Below are 16,088 nucleotides of genomic sequence, written 5' to 3'. Positions count from 1 at the left end.
GTTAAACCGGCAACGCCGTCGTCTTGAACACAGTCCGAAGCGCGAATGAACTTTGCATCTGCGCCACGCCTGGAAGTCGAGACAGATATTGGCGGTGGATGCGGGCGAAATCCTCGGTGTTTTCGGCAACGACCTTCAGGATGTAGTCCGCAGTTCCTGCCATCAGGTGGCATTCCAAAACATCCGGGATCCGCGCAACGGCTTTCTCAAAAGCCTCCAGTACTTCCTCGGCCTGACCCTGCAAGGTGATCTCGACAAACACCGTTGTTGGCACATTCATCTTGCGTGCGTCCAACAAGGCAACGTAGTTGCGGATATAGCCATCGGCCTCAAGCCTCTGTACCCGCCTGTGGCAGGCCGAAGGCGACAAATTCACCTGCTCGGACAATTCGGCATTCGACATACGACCATTCCGCTGCAAGGCAGCCAGAATCTTTCTATCTGTCGTATCAAGGCTCATCCACGCAATTCCTTTGCGGGTTTTACCCATTGTAGCGAAGATTTTCCCGAAGAAAAGCCAGAATGCGGGCAGAGTTTCACAGAAATTGCACCCGAAACCGCCCATTATTTAGGCAGTTTAGGAACGGAGAGACCTAATGAAAATCGGTTGCCCCAAAGAAATCAAGCCGCAGGAATTTCGTGTCGGCATGACGCCCAACGCCGCACAAGAGGCAGTGTCTCGTGGCCATGACGTGATAATCGAAAACGGAGCTGGCATTGGCGCCGGGTTTGATAACGATGATTACGTCGCCGCAGGTGCCCGCATCGTGGACAGTGCAGAAGAAGTTTTTGCCACCGCAGAGATGATTGTCAAAGTCAAAGAACCCCAGGCGGGCGAACGCAAGATGCTGCGTGAAGGGCAGCTTTTGTTCACCTACCTGCATCTGGCCCCGGATCCGGATCAGACCCATGACCTGCTGGAATCGGGCTGTACGGCTATCGCCTATGAGACAGTGACCGATGCAAATGGAGGTCTGCCCCTGCTTGCACCCATGTCCGAGGTTGCGGGCCGTCTCGCACCACAGGTCGGATCTTGGACGCTGCAAAAGGCCAATGGCGGCCGCGGAGTTCTGATGGGTGGCGTCCCCGGCGTTGGTCCAGCAAAAGTTGTGGTTATCGGTGGGGGCGTCGTCGGCACCCATGCCGCCAAGATCGCCGCAGGTATGGGCGCGGATGTGACGGTACTGGACCGGTCCCTGCCCCGGCTGCGTTATCTGGACGACGTGTTCGGCGGTCAGTTCAAGAACCAGTATTCAACTGCAGGTGCGACCGCGGAGCTGATCCAGACAGCCGACATGGTGATTGGCGCTGTGCTGATTCCGGGTGCTGCAGCGCCGAAACTGGTGACGCGCGCGCAGCTGTCCACCATGAAACCCGGCGCGGTTCTGGTGGATGTTGCCATCGACCAGGGCGGCTGTTTTGAAACCTCAAAGGCCACAACCCATGCGGACCCGATCTATGAAGTTGACGGCGTCATGCATTACTGCGTGGCCAACATGCCCGGCGCGGTTGCAAGAACGTCAACAATAGCACTGGGCAACGCCACAATGCCGTTCATGCTGGCACTGGCGGATAAAGGATGGAAACAGGCCTGTCAGGATGATCCGCACCTGCTGGCTGGCTTGAACGTTCACGCCGGCCAACTCACCTATTATGCGGTTGGCAAAGCGCTTGGGATTGACGTGGTATCCCCCAACGTTGTCATCAAATCCTGACGAAACCCTCCAGCCCCTGAAGCGCCCTCTCCCGAGGGCGTTTGCAGCGTTGGGCATAGCGCCGCCTCTTCGAAGCGGCGTGACCTGTTCACAGCGTTGAACGGGGCACCAAAAACAACGACGCCGCGCGATTAGCGCGGCGCCGGGCCCAACCGGAGGAGGGTATTTCAATGCCCGAGCGACGGGCGGGAGCATCATCCCTGTTTCTGGATCTCGACCGAATGCGGGTATGGAATCGAAACGCCTTTTGCATCAAACGCTTCTTTGACTGCTTTGGTCATTTCAAATTTGACATCCCAATAATCGACAGCGGCACACCACAAGCGCGCCGTCAGATCGACCGAGCTGTCCCCCAGATTTGTGACCCGCACCCAGGGCTCGGGATCGCCGTGGATGCGCCCATCAGCCATTGCGAGGTCCAGAATGATTTTCATCGCCTCATCCGCGCTATCGCCATAGTCGATACCAAACACCAAATCTACACGACGCGTCTCGTGTGCCGAGTAGTTGGTGATAACTGACCCCCAAGCCTGGCCATTGGGTACAATGATCTGCACATTGTCGGGGGTCACGAGTTCGGTCGTGAACAGATTCAGATCTTTGACAGTTCCAGCTGTTCCGCCGATGTCGACATATTGGCCAAGCTTATACGGCCGGAAGACAACCAACATCACGCCTGCCGCCAGATCACTAAGTGTACCCTGCAGCGCCAGGCCTATGGCCAGCGAAGCAGCGCCCAAAATGGCAACGATACTGGTTGCTTCGATCCCGAAGATGCCCAGAACAGCCACAATTACCATGGCCAGAATGACCCATTTGATCATGCTGGCGGCAAAATTGCCCAGCGTCGGATCAATATGGGGCGTTTTGTTGATACGCCGGCGAACAACCCCAGCGACCATACCTGCCGCAATCCAGCCCAATATCAGAACAATCAGAGCCTTGCCCGCACTCATCAAGATTGGCACATAGCCGTTTGCCATATCCATGGCTTGATTTGCCATTTCCATCGTCTGCTCCAATTCGGGTTTCCTTCTGCTTTCAGATCGTTAATTGAATCCCACCTATCTGGTGGGCTCCTCTTCTGCCGTAACTGCAGGAGTCACTTTTTCAGTGCGTCGCGGATTTCCATCAGGATGTCCAGCTCGCTTGGCCCGGCTGGCGCTTCTTCTTCCGCCGGTGCTTCCTCTTCTGCCGCCTCTTTCACACGGTTCACCATTTTGACCAGCATGAAAACCACCCAGGCGATGATCAGAAAGTTGATGATAGCCATGATGAACGCACCATATGCAAAAACAGAAGCACCGGTTTCCCGCGCCGCTTCCAAGCTCGCCCCTTCGGCGACATCACCGGCCAGAACGGAGTAGTTGTTGGTGAAATCAACCCCACCCGTGAACAGACCAATCAATGGATTGATCAGATCGCCAACAAGCGACGTAACAATTGCGGTAAATGCAGCTCCAATGATGATACCCACCGCCATATCCATAACATTGCCTTTGGCAATGAATGTCTTGAACTCCTGGAACATAACTTCCCTCTTTCCCTGTTGTCATTTTTATGCGCCTAAACGCACGGCAACTGTGCGCTAATTGCACTATAAAATGTATGTTTTTATGGGAAATCGTGACTATTTTTCCCCAATCGGCTTATTCAGGAGACCCCATGACACATTTTGCGTCTTATTCCATTACAAACAAATGGCCCGCCAAAGACCCTTCGGTCATTCAGCTCTATTCTTATCCGACGCCTAATGGTGTCAAAACCTCGATCATGCTTGAGGAAACCGGCCTGCCCTACGAGGCGCATCTGGTCACGCTTGCGGATGCGGATGTCAAAAGCTCCGAGTTCCTGTCGCTGAACCCAAACAACAAAATCCCTGCAATCATTGACCCGAACGGTCCTGATGGACATCCCCTGGGCCTGTTCGAAAGCGGTGCGATCCTGTTGTATCTGGCCGAGAAGTCAGGGAAATTCATGGGCCAGACACAAAGCGACAGACATCGCATTACCCAATGGCTCATGTTCCAGATGGGTGGAATTGGTCCTATGCTCGGGCAACTTGGCTTTTTCCACAAATTCGCCGGGAAAGAGATCGAAGATCCACGCCCCCGTGAGCGTTATCTCAACGAGGCAAAGCGGCTGTTAAATGTCGTGAACAATCAACTTGATGGCCAGGAATGGATCGCCGGGGATTACTCGATCGCCGACATTGCAATCGTCCCCTGGCTGCGCGGGTTGGATTTTTATGGTGCCCGAGACATTGTTGGCTGGGATGAGTACGCAAATCTCCAACCTTATCTTGATCGGTTTCTTGCGCGTCCCGCCGTTCAGCGCGGGCTGCAGATTCCTTCCCCAGGTTAACACGTGTGGGGTGAGGCAATACCTCACCCCATCCATTTAACTTGGAAGCTTACCCGTCAGAACATACCGCAGCACATCCACCACCTGCGAGGGATGTTCAGCAACAGCCAGGGCGGCTGCATCAACCTCTTTCAACGCGTGCTGATGATCTGGCCCGTGCACTACGATGATCGACTTGCCCAAAGCCGCCGCATATCCCGCGTCAAAGGCTGCGTTCCATTGCTTGTATTGATCGCCAAAGCGGACGACCACGACATCCGCGTCTGAAATGCCCTTGCGGGTTCGGATCGCATTGACCATCGCACCCTTGTGGTCATGCCAATACTTGTTTGGCTCGGACCCCAAAATTGCAACGCCGCAATCGTCGCTGGCTTCGTGAATCGTGACAGGGCTGTTGAACGAAATGTCCAACCCTTTCGCCCCGTCAATGATCTGCTCGCGCCAGTCGGTGTGTATCTCTCCGGACAGGTAGACGTTCAGGCCCATTGATTTCTCCTTTGATTTTATTGGCGACCCTAAAGACAAAATGGACCTGACCCAAGGGGGGCTCAGAAAGCTAGCCTCCAAAACACCGGCTGCCCGTTGGGAACTGCCCTACGGGCCGCGCTGCGCTGCTTGCTTCCCAGAAACCCCGGCATCTCGGATGTTGGCTCGAACCCGAAACTGCGGGGTAAACGGGTATAGATCGACCGCGGCGGCAACCGCCCCCAGGTGATCCCTTTCAGCTGCGCGCCCGGTTCTGGCTGGTGCATCCAGACTTCGCGAATGGCGAATTCGTCGCGCAGCAGCACCAACACTGCCAACATCATGACCTCGGCCCATATTTTCGCGTATTTCTGCTGCAGCGCCTGCTCGTATTCACGCGTCAAACGCAACTCACGCGACCGGGGCGCCCGGCATTGCAGTCGACGCCGGGCATGGCCGACAAAGCGCAACCAGTCGGACTGAATTTCTTCAATCAGACAATAGCCACTTGTTAAATCTATATCCAAGCGGCACCAGGCCAGAGTCGGACGGCCATGCGTGCGTACCGGGTGCCAACAGCTTTGGAACGCACCCACCGCCGCGCGCTGTTCGAATTTCCACAACAGCTCGGCGTGCTCGGTCGGGAAGCCCAACTGCACCACAAGGTTATGCGCCTTGCGCGTGGTTTGTTCACCAGACCAGCGCTCAAAGCTCAGGCAGAAATCCAGCCATTCGGACTGATAGACCGCTTCTAAACCATGGAACGCCGCAGGGCTTAGCCCTTTCAGACACACGGCGCGATCCGCATGGGCCACGGTCAGCACATCGTGCCTCCGCAAAACCCCACCGCACCGCGCGATCATGGGTTTCAGCAAAGGACGCGCCAGCAAACGGGACAGCCCCGATTGCTTTAGATCCGAAACCGACATTTCGGCCTCCATCGACTGGCACAGCAACCAGGGGCTTTGCCGGTCGGTATAATAGTAGAATGGCATCTCTTCCGGCAGAATCTGCCGGATCATCGAGATGTCTTGGCGTTTCATGTCAACTCTCCAACGGGAAACAGGCCCGCCGGTCAGTTGGCGGGCAATCAGGGTTTGGGCATTGCTTTTGCGAGGCTGGGATCTGGCATTGGGCCGACTCCGGATTGTGATTGCATCAGGGGACTGGACTTACGGCCAGGGGGTGATTCCACTCAACTCCTGGATTTTCAGGACGCAGGGACGTTGCAGCACGGCAACACTGGCGTCTGAGAAACGAGAAAAGCGCGCCGAAGGGCGCGCTTTGCATTTGGATTACGGTCGCGTTAGCCGCGCAAAACGCCGCCCGTTGCCTTGGAAACCTTGGCGATGATCTTCTCGGCCACCGCTTCGATGTCTTTTTCTTTCAGGGTCACATCTGTTGGCTGCAGCCGAACGGTGATGGCCAGAGATTTCTTGCCCTCACCCAGGCTGCCGCCAATGAATTCATCAAAGACGCGCACATCCTCGATCAGCGCCTTGTCGGCCCCGGCAGCGGCATTCACCAGCGTCAGTGCCTCGACGCCTTCATCGACGACAAAGGCAAAGTCACGCTCGACCGCCTGCAGATCGCGCAGCTCCAGCGCCGCGCGGGTCGCCCCGGATTTACGCGGCAGAGGCACCTCATCCGGCCAGATAGTGAAAGCCACCGCCGGGCCCTTGATGTCCATCGCCTGCAACACACGCGGATGCAACTCGCCGAAAACGCCCAGTACCTTTTTCGGACCCAGACAAATTTTGCCGTGCCGGCCCGGATGCCACCAGGCGTCGCCCTCGCGTAGGATCTGAACCTTGGCGGGTGCGCCGATGGCGGCCAAAACGGCATCGGCATCTGCCTTGGCGTCGAACACATCCGCCGGGCGTGTGGCGCTATGCACATCCTTGGGGCCGTCGCGACCGACCAGCAGGCCGGTAATCTGGATTTTCTGATCGCCTGGCTCGCCGTCGTGAAAAACTGGGCCAACTTCAAACAGCGCCACATCCGCATAGCCCCGCGCCTGATTGCGGGCCGCCGCTTGCAACAGCCCCGGCAGCAGATCGGGGCGCATATGGCTCATCTCGGACGAAATCGGGTTTTCCAACAGCGTCGCTTCATCGCCACCGCCAAACATCGCTGCGGATGTCTGATCAATGAATGTATAGCTGACGCATTCGTTATAACCCAATGCGGCACAGGTGCGGCGCGCCATCGACTGGCGGCGCTGAGTGGCTGTCATAACCGGTTTCGGAATGCCATCAGTGACCCTCGGCAGCGGCTTGCCCTGAAGCTTGGTCAGGGAGGCAATTCGTGCGACCTCTTCCACCAGATCAGCCTCGCCCATGACATCGGGGCGCCAGCTGGGGACATGGGCCATCTCGCCTTCAAGGCGGAAACCCAGACGGGTCAGGGTCTGGCGCTGCTCGCTTTCGGGAATGACCATCCCGACCAGCGATTGCACCCGGGCCGAGTCCAACTTGTAGGACCGCGCATGGTTTGGTGCTTTGCCTGCCTCAACCACTTTAGAGACCTCGCCACCGCAGATATCCAGGATCATCTGCGTTGCATGTTCCAATCCTTCCAGCGTGTATTCCGGGTCGACGCCGCGCTCGAATCGGTACCGCGCATCCGAGTTGATTTTCAACGCCCGGCCTGTCAGTGCAATTTGCACATGATCCCAGAACGCGCTTTCGAGGAAGACGTTCACGGTATCCTCGGTACAGCCGGTTTCTTCGCCGCCCATGATCCCTGCAATGGATTCCGGGCCGTTGTCGTCCGAAATCACCATCATGCCCGGTTGCAGCGTGTATTCCTTTTCGTCCAATGCCACCAGCTTTTCGCCGCCCTTGGCCCTATGTACGCGCAGGTTGCCCTGAACCTTGTCCGCATCAAAGACATGCAGCGGACGGTTCTGGTCGAAGGTCATATAGTTGGTGATATCCACCAAGGCCGAGATCGGACGCAGGCCGATCGCCTTCAACTGATCCTGCAGCCACTGCGGGCTGGGGCCGTTCTTGACACCCTTGATCAGACGCCCGGTGAAATGCGGTGCTCCGTCCAGCGTGTCATCATCAATTGTCACCTTGATCGGGCTGACGAAATCGCCCGGCACCGGCACATAATCGCGCTCTTTCAGCGTGCCGACCCCGCGTGCCGCCAGATCGCGCGCGATCCCGGCGACGCCCAACGCATCGGGGCGGTTCGGGGTGATCGCAATCTCGATCATCGGATCGACCTTTGCGGGATCATTCTCGGCCAGCCAGTCAACGAACTGATCGCCGACCTCACCCGAGGGCAGCTCGATGATGCCGTCATGCTCTTCCGATAGCTCCAGCTCGCGCTCCGAGGCCATCATGCCAAAGCTTTCGACACCGCGGATCTTGCCGACGCTGATGGTGATGTCCAGGCCCGGAATATACATGCCCGGTTTGCATACCACGACAGTGATACCTTCGCGCGCATTGGGCGCGCCGCAGATGATCTGCAGATCTCCCTCATCCGTCGCAACCGTACAGACCCGCAGCTTGTCGGCATCAGGGTGCTGTTCGGCATCGGTCACTTTTCCCAGCGTAAAGCCCGCCAATCGGTCCGCCGGATTGACGATCTCTTCGACTTCGAGCCCCAGATCGGTCAGCGTTTCGGCGATCTCATCGACCGACGCGTCAGTGTCCAGGTGATCCTTGAGCCAGGAAAGGGTGAATTTCATCGGTCGTATTCCGCATAATCTTGGGTCAGCCCGCGTGTAACGGATATTCAGACAAGGGGAAAGAGGCCGTGTGCCACATGATCACCTACTGTTCGGCAACTGTGTTGGCGACGCTATCCGATCCGGCAAACACCGCCAAAATCCGCGCGATGCTTTCGCCAGTATTCGCCCCCACATGCGGGGATCGGAACGCTTCGACAAAGGCATCACCGGCTTTGTAGGTCTTTGTCCCCGCCGCGCCGTAATCGACAGTGATTTCCCCTTCCAGCACATAGGCCACCAGCGGAGCATTATGTCGGTGACTACCGGTCACTTGACCCGGCTGCATGGTAATGATGGCCATGGTGATCTGCGGCGTGCCGTCCGGGTATTCCAGCGCCTCTCCGATCACGGATTTGTCCGTTTGCAGCAACACATCAACAGGCGGATAGGCATCACGCGCCAGGGCAGAGGTTGCGGCCAGGATCGCGGCGGTCACCAGCAGGGGTTTCATCGGGCAAGGCTCCTTGGTCAGATGGCCTGCGCAGATGACCCCGGATGTAGGGGGCTGTCAAACGGGTCAGGGATAGACCGGCGCTCGTCCGGCCAGCTCATCCAACTGCCAGCCGATCCAGCCATGCGGGATGAAATGCCCGCCCGGATGCGTGTCCAGCGTGACGCGGCCCTGCGCGCAATCGGTCCATTCCACACGGCTGAGGGTCAGGAAAGGCTTCACGCTCCAATCGCCACGCGGGGTTGCACCGTTGCAGTCGAACTTCGCTTTCCACAACGCCACCGGATAGGTCGTGTCCCCGCCCGGACCCACGGGGAAATCCATCACCGTGTCGTCCAGCCCATGCACATGGCGCACCTGACGCGGGGCCTGCGGGCAGTCCTCCGTCTGGCGAATGCTGCCAGCGACAGCCAGCAAGGCCGCAATGTCATTGCCGGATTGACAGACATAGCGCCACGCCATCGCGCCGCCATAGGAATAGCCCGAGACATAGATGCGATCCGGGTCGATGGGATAGCGCGTCGCGACATCCTCTAGCACCCGATCGGCAAAGGGGACGTCATCAGTGTCGGACGTCCAGAAATCCCAGCTTTTGCCGCGCCCGTTCGGGGCCACCAGCAGCACCCCGCGCAGTTTCGTGGCCCCGGCGATGCGTTCGTGGTTGACCACCACATCCCCCTGCCGTGCCCAGCCGTGGAAATGCAGCAATACCGGCAGAGGGCTTTCGCCATCCCAGCCGTCGGGTTCAAGCACATGATAGGAACGGTCGCCCAGCGGGCAGGTTGTGTCGCCGTGGCAGCCATTTGCTACAGCTTGGAGCGGGAGAAGGAAAAACAGGCAGATCAGAATCCGAAACATAACTCGGAGCCTACCCGGCCCGCGCACGAAGTCACGTCACAACCCCGTGGGAGGCTGAAACAAGCCGCGCCGTCGCCAGACCGCGGGGTGGCGATCTCTGGTCTGTATTGGGCACTTTATGCCAGCCAAATCCGAGCACTGTTCGAGCGTTGCGCTGGCGGAGACAAATCGCCAGCCCGTGCGGGCGGTCTGGCGATGGCGCGGCGGCCTATCGGCCTTTACTCCGCGCGCTAGGTTACCTCAGAGCTTCTCTAACGAAGGTTTCGTTAGCAGAGAAGTTGTCGATTTTGGTGCCAGAAAGTAAATCTGAACGCATGGTTGCAACCAGCTTCTGATATGCTTGGACAAATTCCTGGTCTATTTCACCAAGCTCTTTCAGTTCGTCATAAGTTTCGGCATAATTTTCAAGAATGCTTTTTTCTGTATCCACATCAATAACTGGCTCTTTGGCATTTGCTCTTTCCATACCTCTAACCAAGGCTGTGCCAAACGCTTTCTTGGATGCCTCAACAACGTCTTTGGGCGCCAATACAACTATCAAACTATGTAGATTGATGAGCTGGTTTGAGTGATCGAAGAAGTCTTTAACTGAAACTGATGCTCTACCTACGTTACGGTCCATAAGCACGGAAAGATATTCCGCGTAGATGACTGATCTTTTCTCCCTTAGATGTTGCTCTCGATCAGACCTTCGTTGAGCAAAAAACAAACAAATTGCACCGATTAGTGCTAAAAAAGGTGGAAGAGTAATCTGCACTATCTCTAACCAAGACCAACCTCCCGACCCGGTGCCAATCGAAATCGTCACCGCGACAAACCACCATGCAGGTTCGGCATATCCAGTGCCGCGAACCCATAATGGCGCAGCCAGCGCAGGTCGCTGTCAAAAAACGCGCGCAAATCCGGGATGCCGTATTTCAGCATCGCCAGACGGTCGATGCCGATGCCGAAGGCAAAGCCCTGATAGACCTCGGGGTCGATGCCACCGGCGGCAATCACCTTGGGGTGGACCATGCCGGAACCCAGAATCTCCATCCAGTCGTCGCCCTCGCCGATTTTCAGCTGACCGTTGTCCCAGGAACAGCGGATATCGACCTCGGCCGACGGCTCGGTGAAGGGGAAGTGCGAGGCGCGGAAGCGCAGTTCGACATCGTCGACCTCGAAGAACGCCTTCACGAACTCTTCCAGAACCCATTTCAGGTTCGCCATCGAGATGTCCTTGTCGATGGCCAGCCCCTCGACCTGATGGAACATCGGCGTGTGGGTCTGGTCATAGTCGGCGCGGTAGACGCCGCCCGGGCAAATGATGCGGATCGGCGCGCCCTGCAGCTCCATCGAGCGGATCTGGACCGGCGAAGTATGGGTGCGCAGCACATGCGGCGGGCGCTCGTCGCCCTCGGCACGGTGCATATAGAACGTGTCCATCTCGGCGCGCGCGGGGTGGTGGCCGGGGATGTTCAGGGCGTCGAAATTGTGCCAGTCGGTCTCGATCCGCGGCCCTTCAGCCACCGAGAAACCCAGTTCGGCAAAGATCGCAGTCAGTTCCTCGGTCGCCTGGCTGACCGGGTGGATCGAGCCTTGGCGGCGCGCGCGCGTCGGCAGGGTAACGTCCAGCCATTCGGTGCGTAGACGTTCGTCCAGCGCGGCATCGGCAAGACCGGCTTTCTTGGCGGCCAGGGCCGAGTTGATCTCATCCTTCAGGGCGTTCAGCGCGGGGCCAGCGACCTGACGTTCCTCGGGGGTCATCTTGCCCAGCTCGCGCATCTTCAGCGCGACCTCGCCCTTTTTGCCCACGGCGGCGACGCGGATCGCCTCAAGCGCGTTCTCATCGCCCGCCTCGGCGATTTGCCCCAGATATTTTGCCTTAAGATCGTCCATGACGCCCTCTGAATTTGGTCGCCAACCTGCTATCGGCCCCGCCCCGCGAATGCAAGCGGGACGCGGTGGGTCAATAGCTGTATTCGGGATAAATTCGGGTCAGATCGCCGTTCCAGTCGCCATTGTAGTGTTCCAGCAACTCATCCGCCGGAACCTTGCCGGTATCGAGACTCTCCTTCAGCGCGTTCAGGAAATGCGTCTCATCGGGAACCAGACCACCTGCGCCGGGATAGGCCCGGGCCTTGAGACCACTTTCCGAGATCGCAACCACTTCGCGGGCAAGATCATGCATGTTGATGTCGCCAACCTGCGCCTGCAGGCCATTGACGGCCGCCTGAACGCGCAGTTCCTCGCGCGTTTCGGCATCCCAGCCCTTGACCAGATCCCAGGCCGCATCCAGCGCGCCCTGATCATAGGTCAGGCCAACCCAGAAGGCAGGCAGCGCACACAGACGCCGCCACGGGCCACCATCCGCGCCGCGCATCTCCATGAATTTCTTGATCCGCGCCTCGGGGAAGGCGGTGGTCAGGTGATCGGCCCAATCAGACAGGGTAGGTGTTTCACCCGGCAGCGCGGGCAGTTTGCCCTGCAGGAAATCGCGGAAGGACATGCCCAGCGCGTTGATATACTGGCCATCGCGATAGACAAAGTACATCGGCACATCCAACGCGTATTGCACGTAGCGCTCGAACCCAAAGCCTTCTTCGAACACAAAGGGCAACATACCGGTGCGTGCATCGTCCAGATGCCGCCAGATATGGCTGCGCCAGCTTTTCTGGCCGTTGACCTGTCCTTCGAAGAAGGGTGAATTGGCAAACAGCGCAGTCGCCACAGGCTGCAAAGCCAGCGCCACGCGAAGTTTCTGCACCATGTCTGCCTCGGACCCAAAGTCGATATTGACCTGAACCGTGCAAGTGCGCCGCATCATGGCACGACCCATCGAGCCGACTTTCTCCATGTAATCGTTCATCAGCCGATAACGGCCTTTGGGCATCAGAGGCATCTGCTCATGGGTCCAGATCGGGGCCGCGCCCAGACCGATAAAGCCCACGCCGATTTCATCAGCGATATCCTTAACCTCGCGCAGGTGGGTGTTCACCTCGTCGCAGGTCTCGTGGATCGTCTCCAACGGCGCACCCGACAGCTCTAGTGCACCGCCCGGTTCAAGGCTGACATTGGCCCCGTCTTTTTCCAGACCGATCAGGTGGCCCGCTTCGCGCACCTCGGCCCAGCCGTGCCGGTCACGCAGCCCTTCAAGCACCGCCACAATCGACCGCGAGCCTTCGAATGGCAGCGGTTTCAGTGAGTCTTTACAATAGCCGAACTTTTCATGTTCGGTTCCGATGCGCCAATCGGCTTTGGGCTTGCAGCCCGCTTCCAGATATTCGGCAAGTTGCTCGTGGCGTTCGATCGGTCCGCCGCCGGACTGGGGGATGGACATGAACCGTGCTCCGATCCTGATGTGTCTGTCTTGTTGGTCAGTCGTGGTCGCAAACGACGGCGGTGTCAATGCAACCGCATATGCGCAGGGCGCATCGGCTGACGCTCCCAAATTACTACGGGATGTACGGCCCCACCGTTCAATTCCGACAACATATGTTCTGTTTTCAACCCCGGCAGCGCCGAGAACACGTCAAACAGCGCTTCGGCCCCTTCAGCATTCACAGGAATGTGAAGTGTCGGCTGGCCAGGCTGTTCCAACACCCAATGCGCCGGATTCGAGGATGGGTCCAACGCCAACCGCTCGATTTCCCGCGTCGCGACCATGCCACCGTCCAGCGGGCCAAAATAAGATATCTGGCCTTCGTCGATGGTCACAACTCCGGGGCCACCGACGCCGGTGCGAAACCTGGAGCGCTGAACCCCGATAACGGCCAGTGCAAGCGACACCGCCACCAATACCCAGCCCAACCAGCCCAGCAACCCACCCGGGCCGCTGATCCAGCTGAGGCCAACCAACAGAATGACACCGGCAACCAGCACTTCGCGCCAGCGCCACAGGGCCAGTTTCGCTTCGGGTCGGATGAAACTCATGCGGTATCCTCTGGGTTTATGAACAGGATGAGCGAGTACTGCCCCGCGGATTGAAAACCGATACCGATATAAGCACGCGCAGCGGAATCGGAAGCCGCAAACAAAACCGCGCGTTTCGCACCCGTACGGCGCGCCTCCTCCAGATGCAGCGCGACGGCCAGACGCGCATATCCACGGCCGCGCATTTCACGAGGTGTAAAGACCCCACCAATCTGCACAACTTCGTGCAAGCGCGCGTTAAAACCAGTCATGGCGACAGGCCGATCGTCGACTAGCAACACACGATGAGAATCGCGTTCGATATAGGCGTCGTAATCCAAGCCAGCCTGATTTTGCGCTCGTGACGAATTGAATTCCATTGCTTCGACCAGGTAGTCAGACCGCCACCTTTCGACGATTTCACGATCAAACGCACCCAAAGGCACCAATTTTGCGCTTGTAGCATCCGGAATAGCAAGCTGTTCCAAATCCAGCGTGAAACCCGGTTCATCGCTGTTCAGCGTTGCCGGCCGATCCTCCCACCCCGCAAGACGCATGATCCGGCGGGCCTGTGTTGCCTCAGCCGCCATTCCAAACAAGGCACGCCCCCGGATCAGATCAATCGCATCGGCCAGTTCTTCATCTGTGCAATCGGGACATTGCGGTAAAACCATGCCCTCATTCGTGATGGAGAACGCCGCACGGGGATCGTCGCCCAACACCCAGATATTAACGGCACGTCGGTCCGTGCCCCGCAATCCAAAATCACGCAGATTGGCCAAGGGGAACATCGACGTCTGAATGTGGCGCATTAGAAACTGGTCGATCTTCGGTACATCCGCCTCCTGCGCGAGACGCCAAATCATGACCAGTCCCCCAACGCCTGCTGCCACATGGTCAGAGCCGCAACGGCTGCTGTATCCGCACGCAGGATACGCGGGCCAAGACTGACGACATGGGCATAGGGTAAGGCGGTCAGCCGGGCGCGTTCACGTTGGGAAAAGCCGCCCTCGGGTCCGATAAGGATCGCCCATGGCAACCCCTTTTCATTCGCCGCCAGGCGCAGGGCCGAGCCGACCTCGGCCTCGTTACAGAACATCAGTTGACGCCCCTCGGGCCAGCTATCCAGAACTCGGTCCAGCCGCTGCAGATCGGCGACCTCGGGCACAAAGGTACCGCCGCATTGCTCGGCGGCCTCTACCGCGTGGGCTTGCAAGCGGTCCTGACGGATACGTTCGGAATTGGTGAATTCTGTCTGCACCGGCATGATCCGCGCCGCACCCATTTCCGCCGCCTTTTCTACGATGAAATCGGTGCGTGCCTTTTTGATCGGGGCGAACAGGAACCACAGGTCGGGTGGCCGTTGCAGCGGTTTGGTCTGTTCGACACAGGTCAGTACACCGCCACGCTTTCCCTCTTCGGCCACTTCGGCCTGCCATTCTCCGTCCCGTCCGTTAAACAAGGCAACCTGCCCCCCCACAGCCAGGCGCATGACACCGAACAGGTAATGTGCCTGCTCGCGCGTCAATTCTACCGATTGCCCCGGACCCAAAGGGTGCTCTACATACAGTCTGATCTTTGCACTCATGAGACCTTACATATGCAAGGCAATGCGCCAACACCAGACGGTCAGGTCGCTGATGCGGTCAGCGGCAACTGGGTCGACACCTATGCGCCAGAATTCTCGCGCCCTTACCTGCGGCTGAGCCGGGCTGATCGGCCTATCGGCACATGGCTGCTGCTGATCCCCTGCTGGTGGGGACTGACGCTGGCCATCCTCAGCGACGGCACCCCGCGGTGGGAGGACCTCTGGATCGCCATCGGTTGTGCCATCGGTGCCTTTTTGATGCGCGGCGCGGGCTGCACATGGAATGACATTTCGGACCGCGACTTTGATGCAAAAGTGGAACGGACCCGGTCGCGCCCGATCCCTTCTGGGCAAGTCAGTGTTCGGCAGGCCGCGATCTGGATGGTGCTGCAATGCCTGCTGGCATTGTTGGTTCTGCTGAGCTTCAACCAGGCCGCCATCGCCATGGGCGTGCTGTCCCTGTTGCCCGTCGCTGTCTACCCCTTCGCCAAAAGGTTCACCTGGTGGCCACAGGTATTTCTGGGACTTGCCTTCAACTGGGGCATCCTGCTGACCTGGGCCGCGCATACCGGAACGGTCAGCGGCCCGGCTATCACTCTGTACCTGGCCGGCATCGCCTGGACGCTGTTCTACGACACGATCTATGCGCATCAGGACGCCGAGGATGACGAGCTGATCGGTATCAAATCCACCGCCCGCCTGTTCGGCGCAGATACCGCGCGGTGGTTGAAGTATTTTCTGGCCGCAACCGTATCCCTGATGGCGCTGGCCATTATCGACGCCATGATAGGGCAGGAGCCGATTACAGCCATGTTCGTTGCACTGGCGGGACCTTGGGCGATGGGATGGCACATGACGTGGCAACTGCGTGGGCTGGACACTGAAGACAACGCCAAATTACTGCAGCTTTTCCGCGCCAATCGTGACACCGGCCTTATTCCGCTGATCTTCCTTTGCATTGCTGTGCTGCTCTGATTGCACCTCGGCGCGGGCCTCTGTAAGAGTCCTGCT

At 58.3% G+C, this 16,088-nt stretch carries 17 protein-coding genes; 3 read left to right on the top strand and 14 right to left on the bottom strand.

Features of this window, described 5'->3' with window-relative positions:
- Position 1: 1 nt before the first annotated feature.
- Positions 2-460 carry an Lrp/AsnC family transcriptional regulator gene (locus AC2FLG_RS10655; protein WP_142635322.1) on the bottom strand — a complete coding sequence of 153 codons (459 nt, stop codon included), beginning with the start codon at positions 458-460 and terminating at the stop codon, positions 2-4.
- A gap of 136 nt (positions 461-596) precedes the next feature.
- Between AC2FLG_RS10655 and ald the strand changes: the two genes are divergently transcribed.
- Positions 597-1,715, top strand: coding sequence for an alanine dehydrogenase (gene ald, locus AC2FLG_RS10650; RefSeq protein ID WP_271948547.1), 1,119 nt, complete (start codon positions 597-599; stop codon positions 1,713-1,715).
- Positions 1,716-1,909: 194 nt separating this feature from the next.
- Here ald and AC2FLG_RS10645 read toward each other — a convergent pair whose 3' ends face one another.
- Both AC2FLG_RS10645 and mscL read right to left on the bottom strand, forming a co-directional pair.
- A complete protein-coding gene (locus tag AC2FLG_RS10645; RefSeq protein ID WP_496691894.1) occupies positions 1,910-2,719 on the bottom strand; it encodes a mechanosensitive ion channel family protein in 810 nt (269 codons plus the stop codon).
- Positions 2,720-2,817: 98 nt separating this feature from the next.
- Positions 2,818-3,246, bottom strand: a complete 429-nt coding sequence (mscL, locus tag AC2FLG_RS10640) for a large conductance mechanosensitive channel protein MscL (protein WP_142635318.1) — start codon at positions 3,244-3,246, stop codon at positions 2,818-2,820.
- 134 nt (positions 3,247-3,380) lie between these two features.
- On the opposite strand from mscL, the gene AC2FLG_RS10635 reads away from it, so the two are divergent.
- On the top strand, positions 3,381-4,079 hold the full coding sequence (locus AC2FLG_RS10635) for a glutathione S-transferase family protein (RefSeq protein ID WP_496706145.1): 699 nt from the start codon (positions 3,381-3,383) through the stop codon (positions 4,077-4,079).
- Positions 4,080-4,115: 36 nt separating this feature from the next.
- Here the strand turns inward: AC2FLG_RS10635 and AC2FLG_RS10630 are convergent, their stop codons facing one another.
- From AC2FLG_RS10630 to AC2FLG_RS10580, 11 genes are all read right to left on the bottom strand, one after another.
- Positions 4,116-4,565, bottom strand: coding sequence for a YtoQ family protein (locus tag AC2FLG_RS10630; protein ID WP_142635314.1), 450 nt, complete (start codon positions 4,563-4,565; stop codon positions 4,116-4,118).
- Positions 4,566-4,627: 62 nt separating this feature from the next.
- Positions 4,628-5,587, bottom strand: coding sequence for a hypothetical protein (locus AC2FLG_RS10625; RefSeq protein WP_496706143.1), 960 nt, complete (start codon positions 5,585-5,587; stop codon positions 4,628-4,630).
- A 263-nt stretch (positions 5,588-5,850) separates the two neighbouring features.
- Positions 5,851-8,247 (bottom strand): phenylalanine--tRNA ligase subunit beta, encoded by a 2,397-nt coding sequence (gene pheT, locus AC2FLG_RS10620; protein ID WP_496706141.1) that lies wholly within the window; start codon positions 8,245-8,247, stop codon positions 5,851-5,853.
- Positions 8,248-8,332: 85 nt separating this feature from the next.
- A complete protein-coding gene (locus AC2FLG_RS10615; RefSeq protein WP_496706139.1) occupies positions 8,333-8,740 on the bottom strand; it encodes a cupin domain-containing protein in 408 nt (135 codons plus the stop codon).
- A 66-nt stretch (positions 8,741-8,806) separates the two neighbouring features.
- Positions 8,807-9,598 (bottom strand): CE1 family esterase, encoded by a 792-nt coding sequence (locus AC2FLG_RS10610; protein ID WP_496706137.1) that lies wholly within the window; start codon positions 9,596-9,598, stop codon positions 8,807-8,809.
- A 235-nt stretch (positions 9,599-9,833) separates the two neighbouring features.
- On the bottom strand, positions 9,834-10,355 hold the full coding sequence (locus tag AC2FLG_RS10605) for a hypothetical protein (protein WP_496706135.1): 522 nt from the start codon (positions 10,353-10,355) through the stop codon (positions 9,834-9,836).
- A gap of 47 nt (positions 10,356-10,402) precedes the next feature.
- Positions 10,403-11,476, bottom strand: a complete 1,074-nt coding sequence (gene pheS / locus AC2FLG_RS10600) for a phenylalanine--tRNA ligase subunit alpha (protein WP_281972601.1) — start codon at positions 11,474-11,476, stop codon at positions 10,403-10,405.
- 70 nt (positions 11,477-11,546) lie between these two features.
- Positions 11,547-12,917 (bottom strand): glutamate--cysteine ligase, encoded by a 1,371-nt coding sequence (locus AC2FLG_RS10595; RefSeq protein ID WP_496706133.1) that lies wholly within the window; start codon positions 12,915-12,917, stop codon positions 11,547-11,549.
- 65 nt (positions 12,918-12,982) lie between these two features.
- Entirely contained in the window at positions 12,983-13,510 is a 528-nt protein-coding gene (locus AC2FLG_RS10590; protein WP_496701825.1) for a hypothetical protein, read from the bottom strand.
- Positions 13,507-14,355, bottom strand: a complete 849-nt coding sequence (locus AC2FLG_RS10585; protein WP_496706132.1) for a GNAT family N-acetyltransferase — start codon at positions 14,353-14,355, stop codon at positions 13,507-13,509. Before AC2FLG_RS10585 ends, AC2FLG_RS10590 begins: the two co-directional genes overlap by 4 nt.
- Positions 14,352-15,077, bottom strand: a complete 726-nt coding sequence (locus AC2FLG_RS10580) for a 16S rRNA (uracil(1498)-N(3))-methyltransferase (protein WP_496706130.1) — start codon at positions 15,075-15,077, stop codon at positions 14,352-14,354. The genes AC2FLG_RS10585 and AC2FLG_RS10580 overlap by 4 nt, the downstream gene beginning before the upstream one ends.
- A gap of 12 nt (positions 15,078-15,089) precedes the next feature.
- Between AC2FLG_RS10580 and ubiA the strand changes: the two genes are divergently transcribed.
- On the top strand, positions 15,090-16,052 hold the full coding sequence (gene ubiA / locus AC2FLG_RS10575) for a 4-hydroxybenzoate octaprenyltransferase (RefSeq protein WP_496706128.1): 963 nt from the start codon (positions 15,090-15,092) through the stop codon (positions 16,050-16,052).
- Positions 16,053-16,088: the final 36 nt, after the last annotated feature.

It is taken from the genome of Ruegeria sp. CDSA193 (assembly GCF_059611885.1).
Note: the sequence above shows the minus strand (reverse complement) of the source record. Positions and strands in the feature narration are given on the sequence as shown.

Excerpts from the sequence above, each read along its gene's own strand:
- AC2FLG_RS10655 (WP_142635322.1), bottom strand. The coding sequence starts at position 460 with ATGAGCCTTGATACGACAGATAGAAAGATTCTGGCTGCCTTGCAGCGG.
- ald (WP_271948547.1), top strand. The coding sequence starts at position 597 with ATGAAAATCGGTTGCCCCAAAGAAATCAAGCCGCAGGAATTTCGTGTC.
- AC2FLG_RS10645 (WP_496691894.1), bottom strand. The coding sequence starts at position 2,719 with ATGGCAAATCAAGCCATGGATATGGCAAACGGCTATGTGCCAATCTTG.
- mscL (WP_142635318.1), bottom strand. The coding sequence starts at position 3,246 with ATGTTCCAGGAGTTCAAGACATTCATTGCCAAAGGCAATGTTATGGAT.
- AC2FLG_RS10635 (WP_496706145.1), top strand. The coding sequence starts at position 3,381 with ATGACACATTTTGCGTCTTATTCCATTACAAACAAATGGCCCGCCAAA.
- AC2FLG_RS10630 (WP_142635314.1), bottom strand. The coding sequence starts at position 4,565 with ATGGGCCTGAACGTCTACCTGTCCGGAGAGATACACACCGACTGGCGC.
- AC2FLG_RS10625 (WP_496706143.1), bottom strand. The coding sequence starts at position 5,587 with ATGAAACGCCAAGACATCTCGATGATCCGGCAGATTCTGCCGGAAGAG.
- pheT (WP_496706141.1), bottom strand. The coding sequence starts at position 8,247 with ATGAAATTCACCCTTTCCTGGCTCAAGGATCACCTGGACACTGACGCG.
- AC2FLG_RS10615 (WP_496706139.1), bottom strand. The coding sequence starts at position 8,740 with ATGAAACCCCTGCTGGTGACCGCCGCGATCCTGGCCGCAACCTCTGCC.
- AC2FLG_RS10610 (WP_496706137.1), bottom strand. The coding sequence starts at position 9,598 with ATGTTTCGGATTCTGATCTGCCTGTTTTTCCTTCTCCCGCTCCAAGCT.
- pheS (WP_281972601.1), bottom strand. The coding sequence starts at position 11,476 with ATGGACGATCTTAAGGCAAAATATCTGGGGCAAATCGCCGAGGCGGGC.
- AC2FLG_RS10595 (WP_496706133.1), bottom strand. The coding sequence starts at position 12,917 with ATGTCCATCCCCCAGTCCGGCGGCGGACCGATCGAACGCCACGAGCAA.
- AC2FLG_RS10590 (WP_496701825.1), bottom strand. The coding sequence starts at position 13,510 with ATGAGTTTCATCCGACCCGAAGCGAAACTGGCCCTGTGGCGCTGGCGC.
- AC2FLG_RS10585 (WP_496706132.1), bottom strand. The coding sequence starts at position 14,355 with ATGATTTGGCGTCTCGCGCAGGAGGCGGATGTACCGAAGATCGACCAG.
- AC2FLG_RS10580 (WP_496706130.1), bottom strand. The coding sequence starts at position 15,077 with ATGAGTGCAAAGATCAGACTGTATGTAGAGCACCCTTTGGGTCCGGGG.
- ubiA (WP_496706128.1), top strand. The coding sequence starts at position 15,090 with ATGCAAGGCAATGCGCCAACACCAGACGGTCAGGTCGCTGATGCGGTC.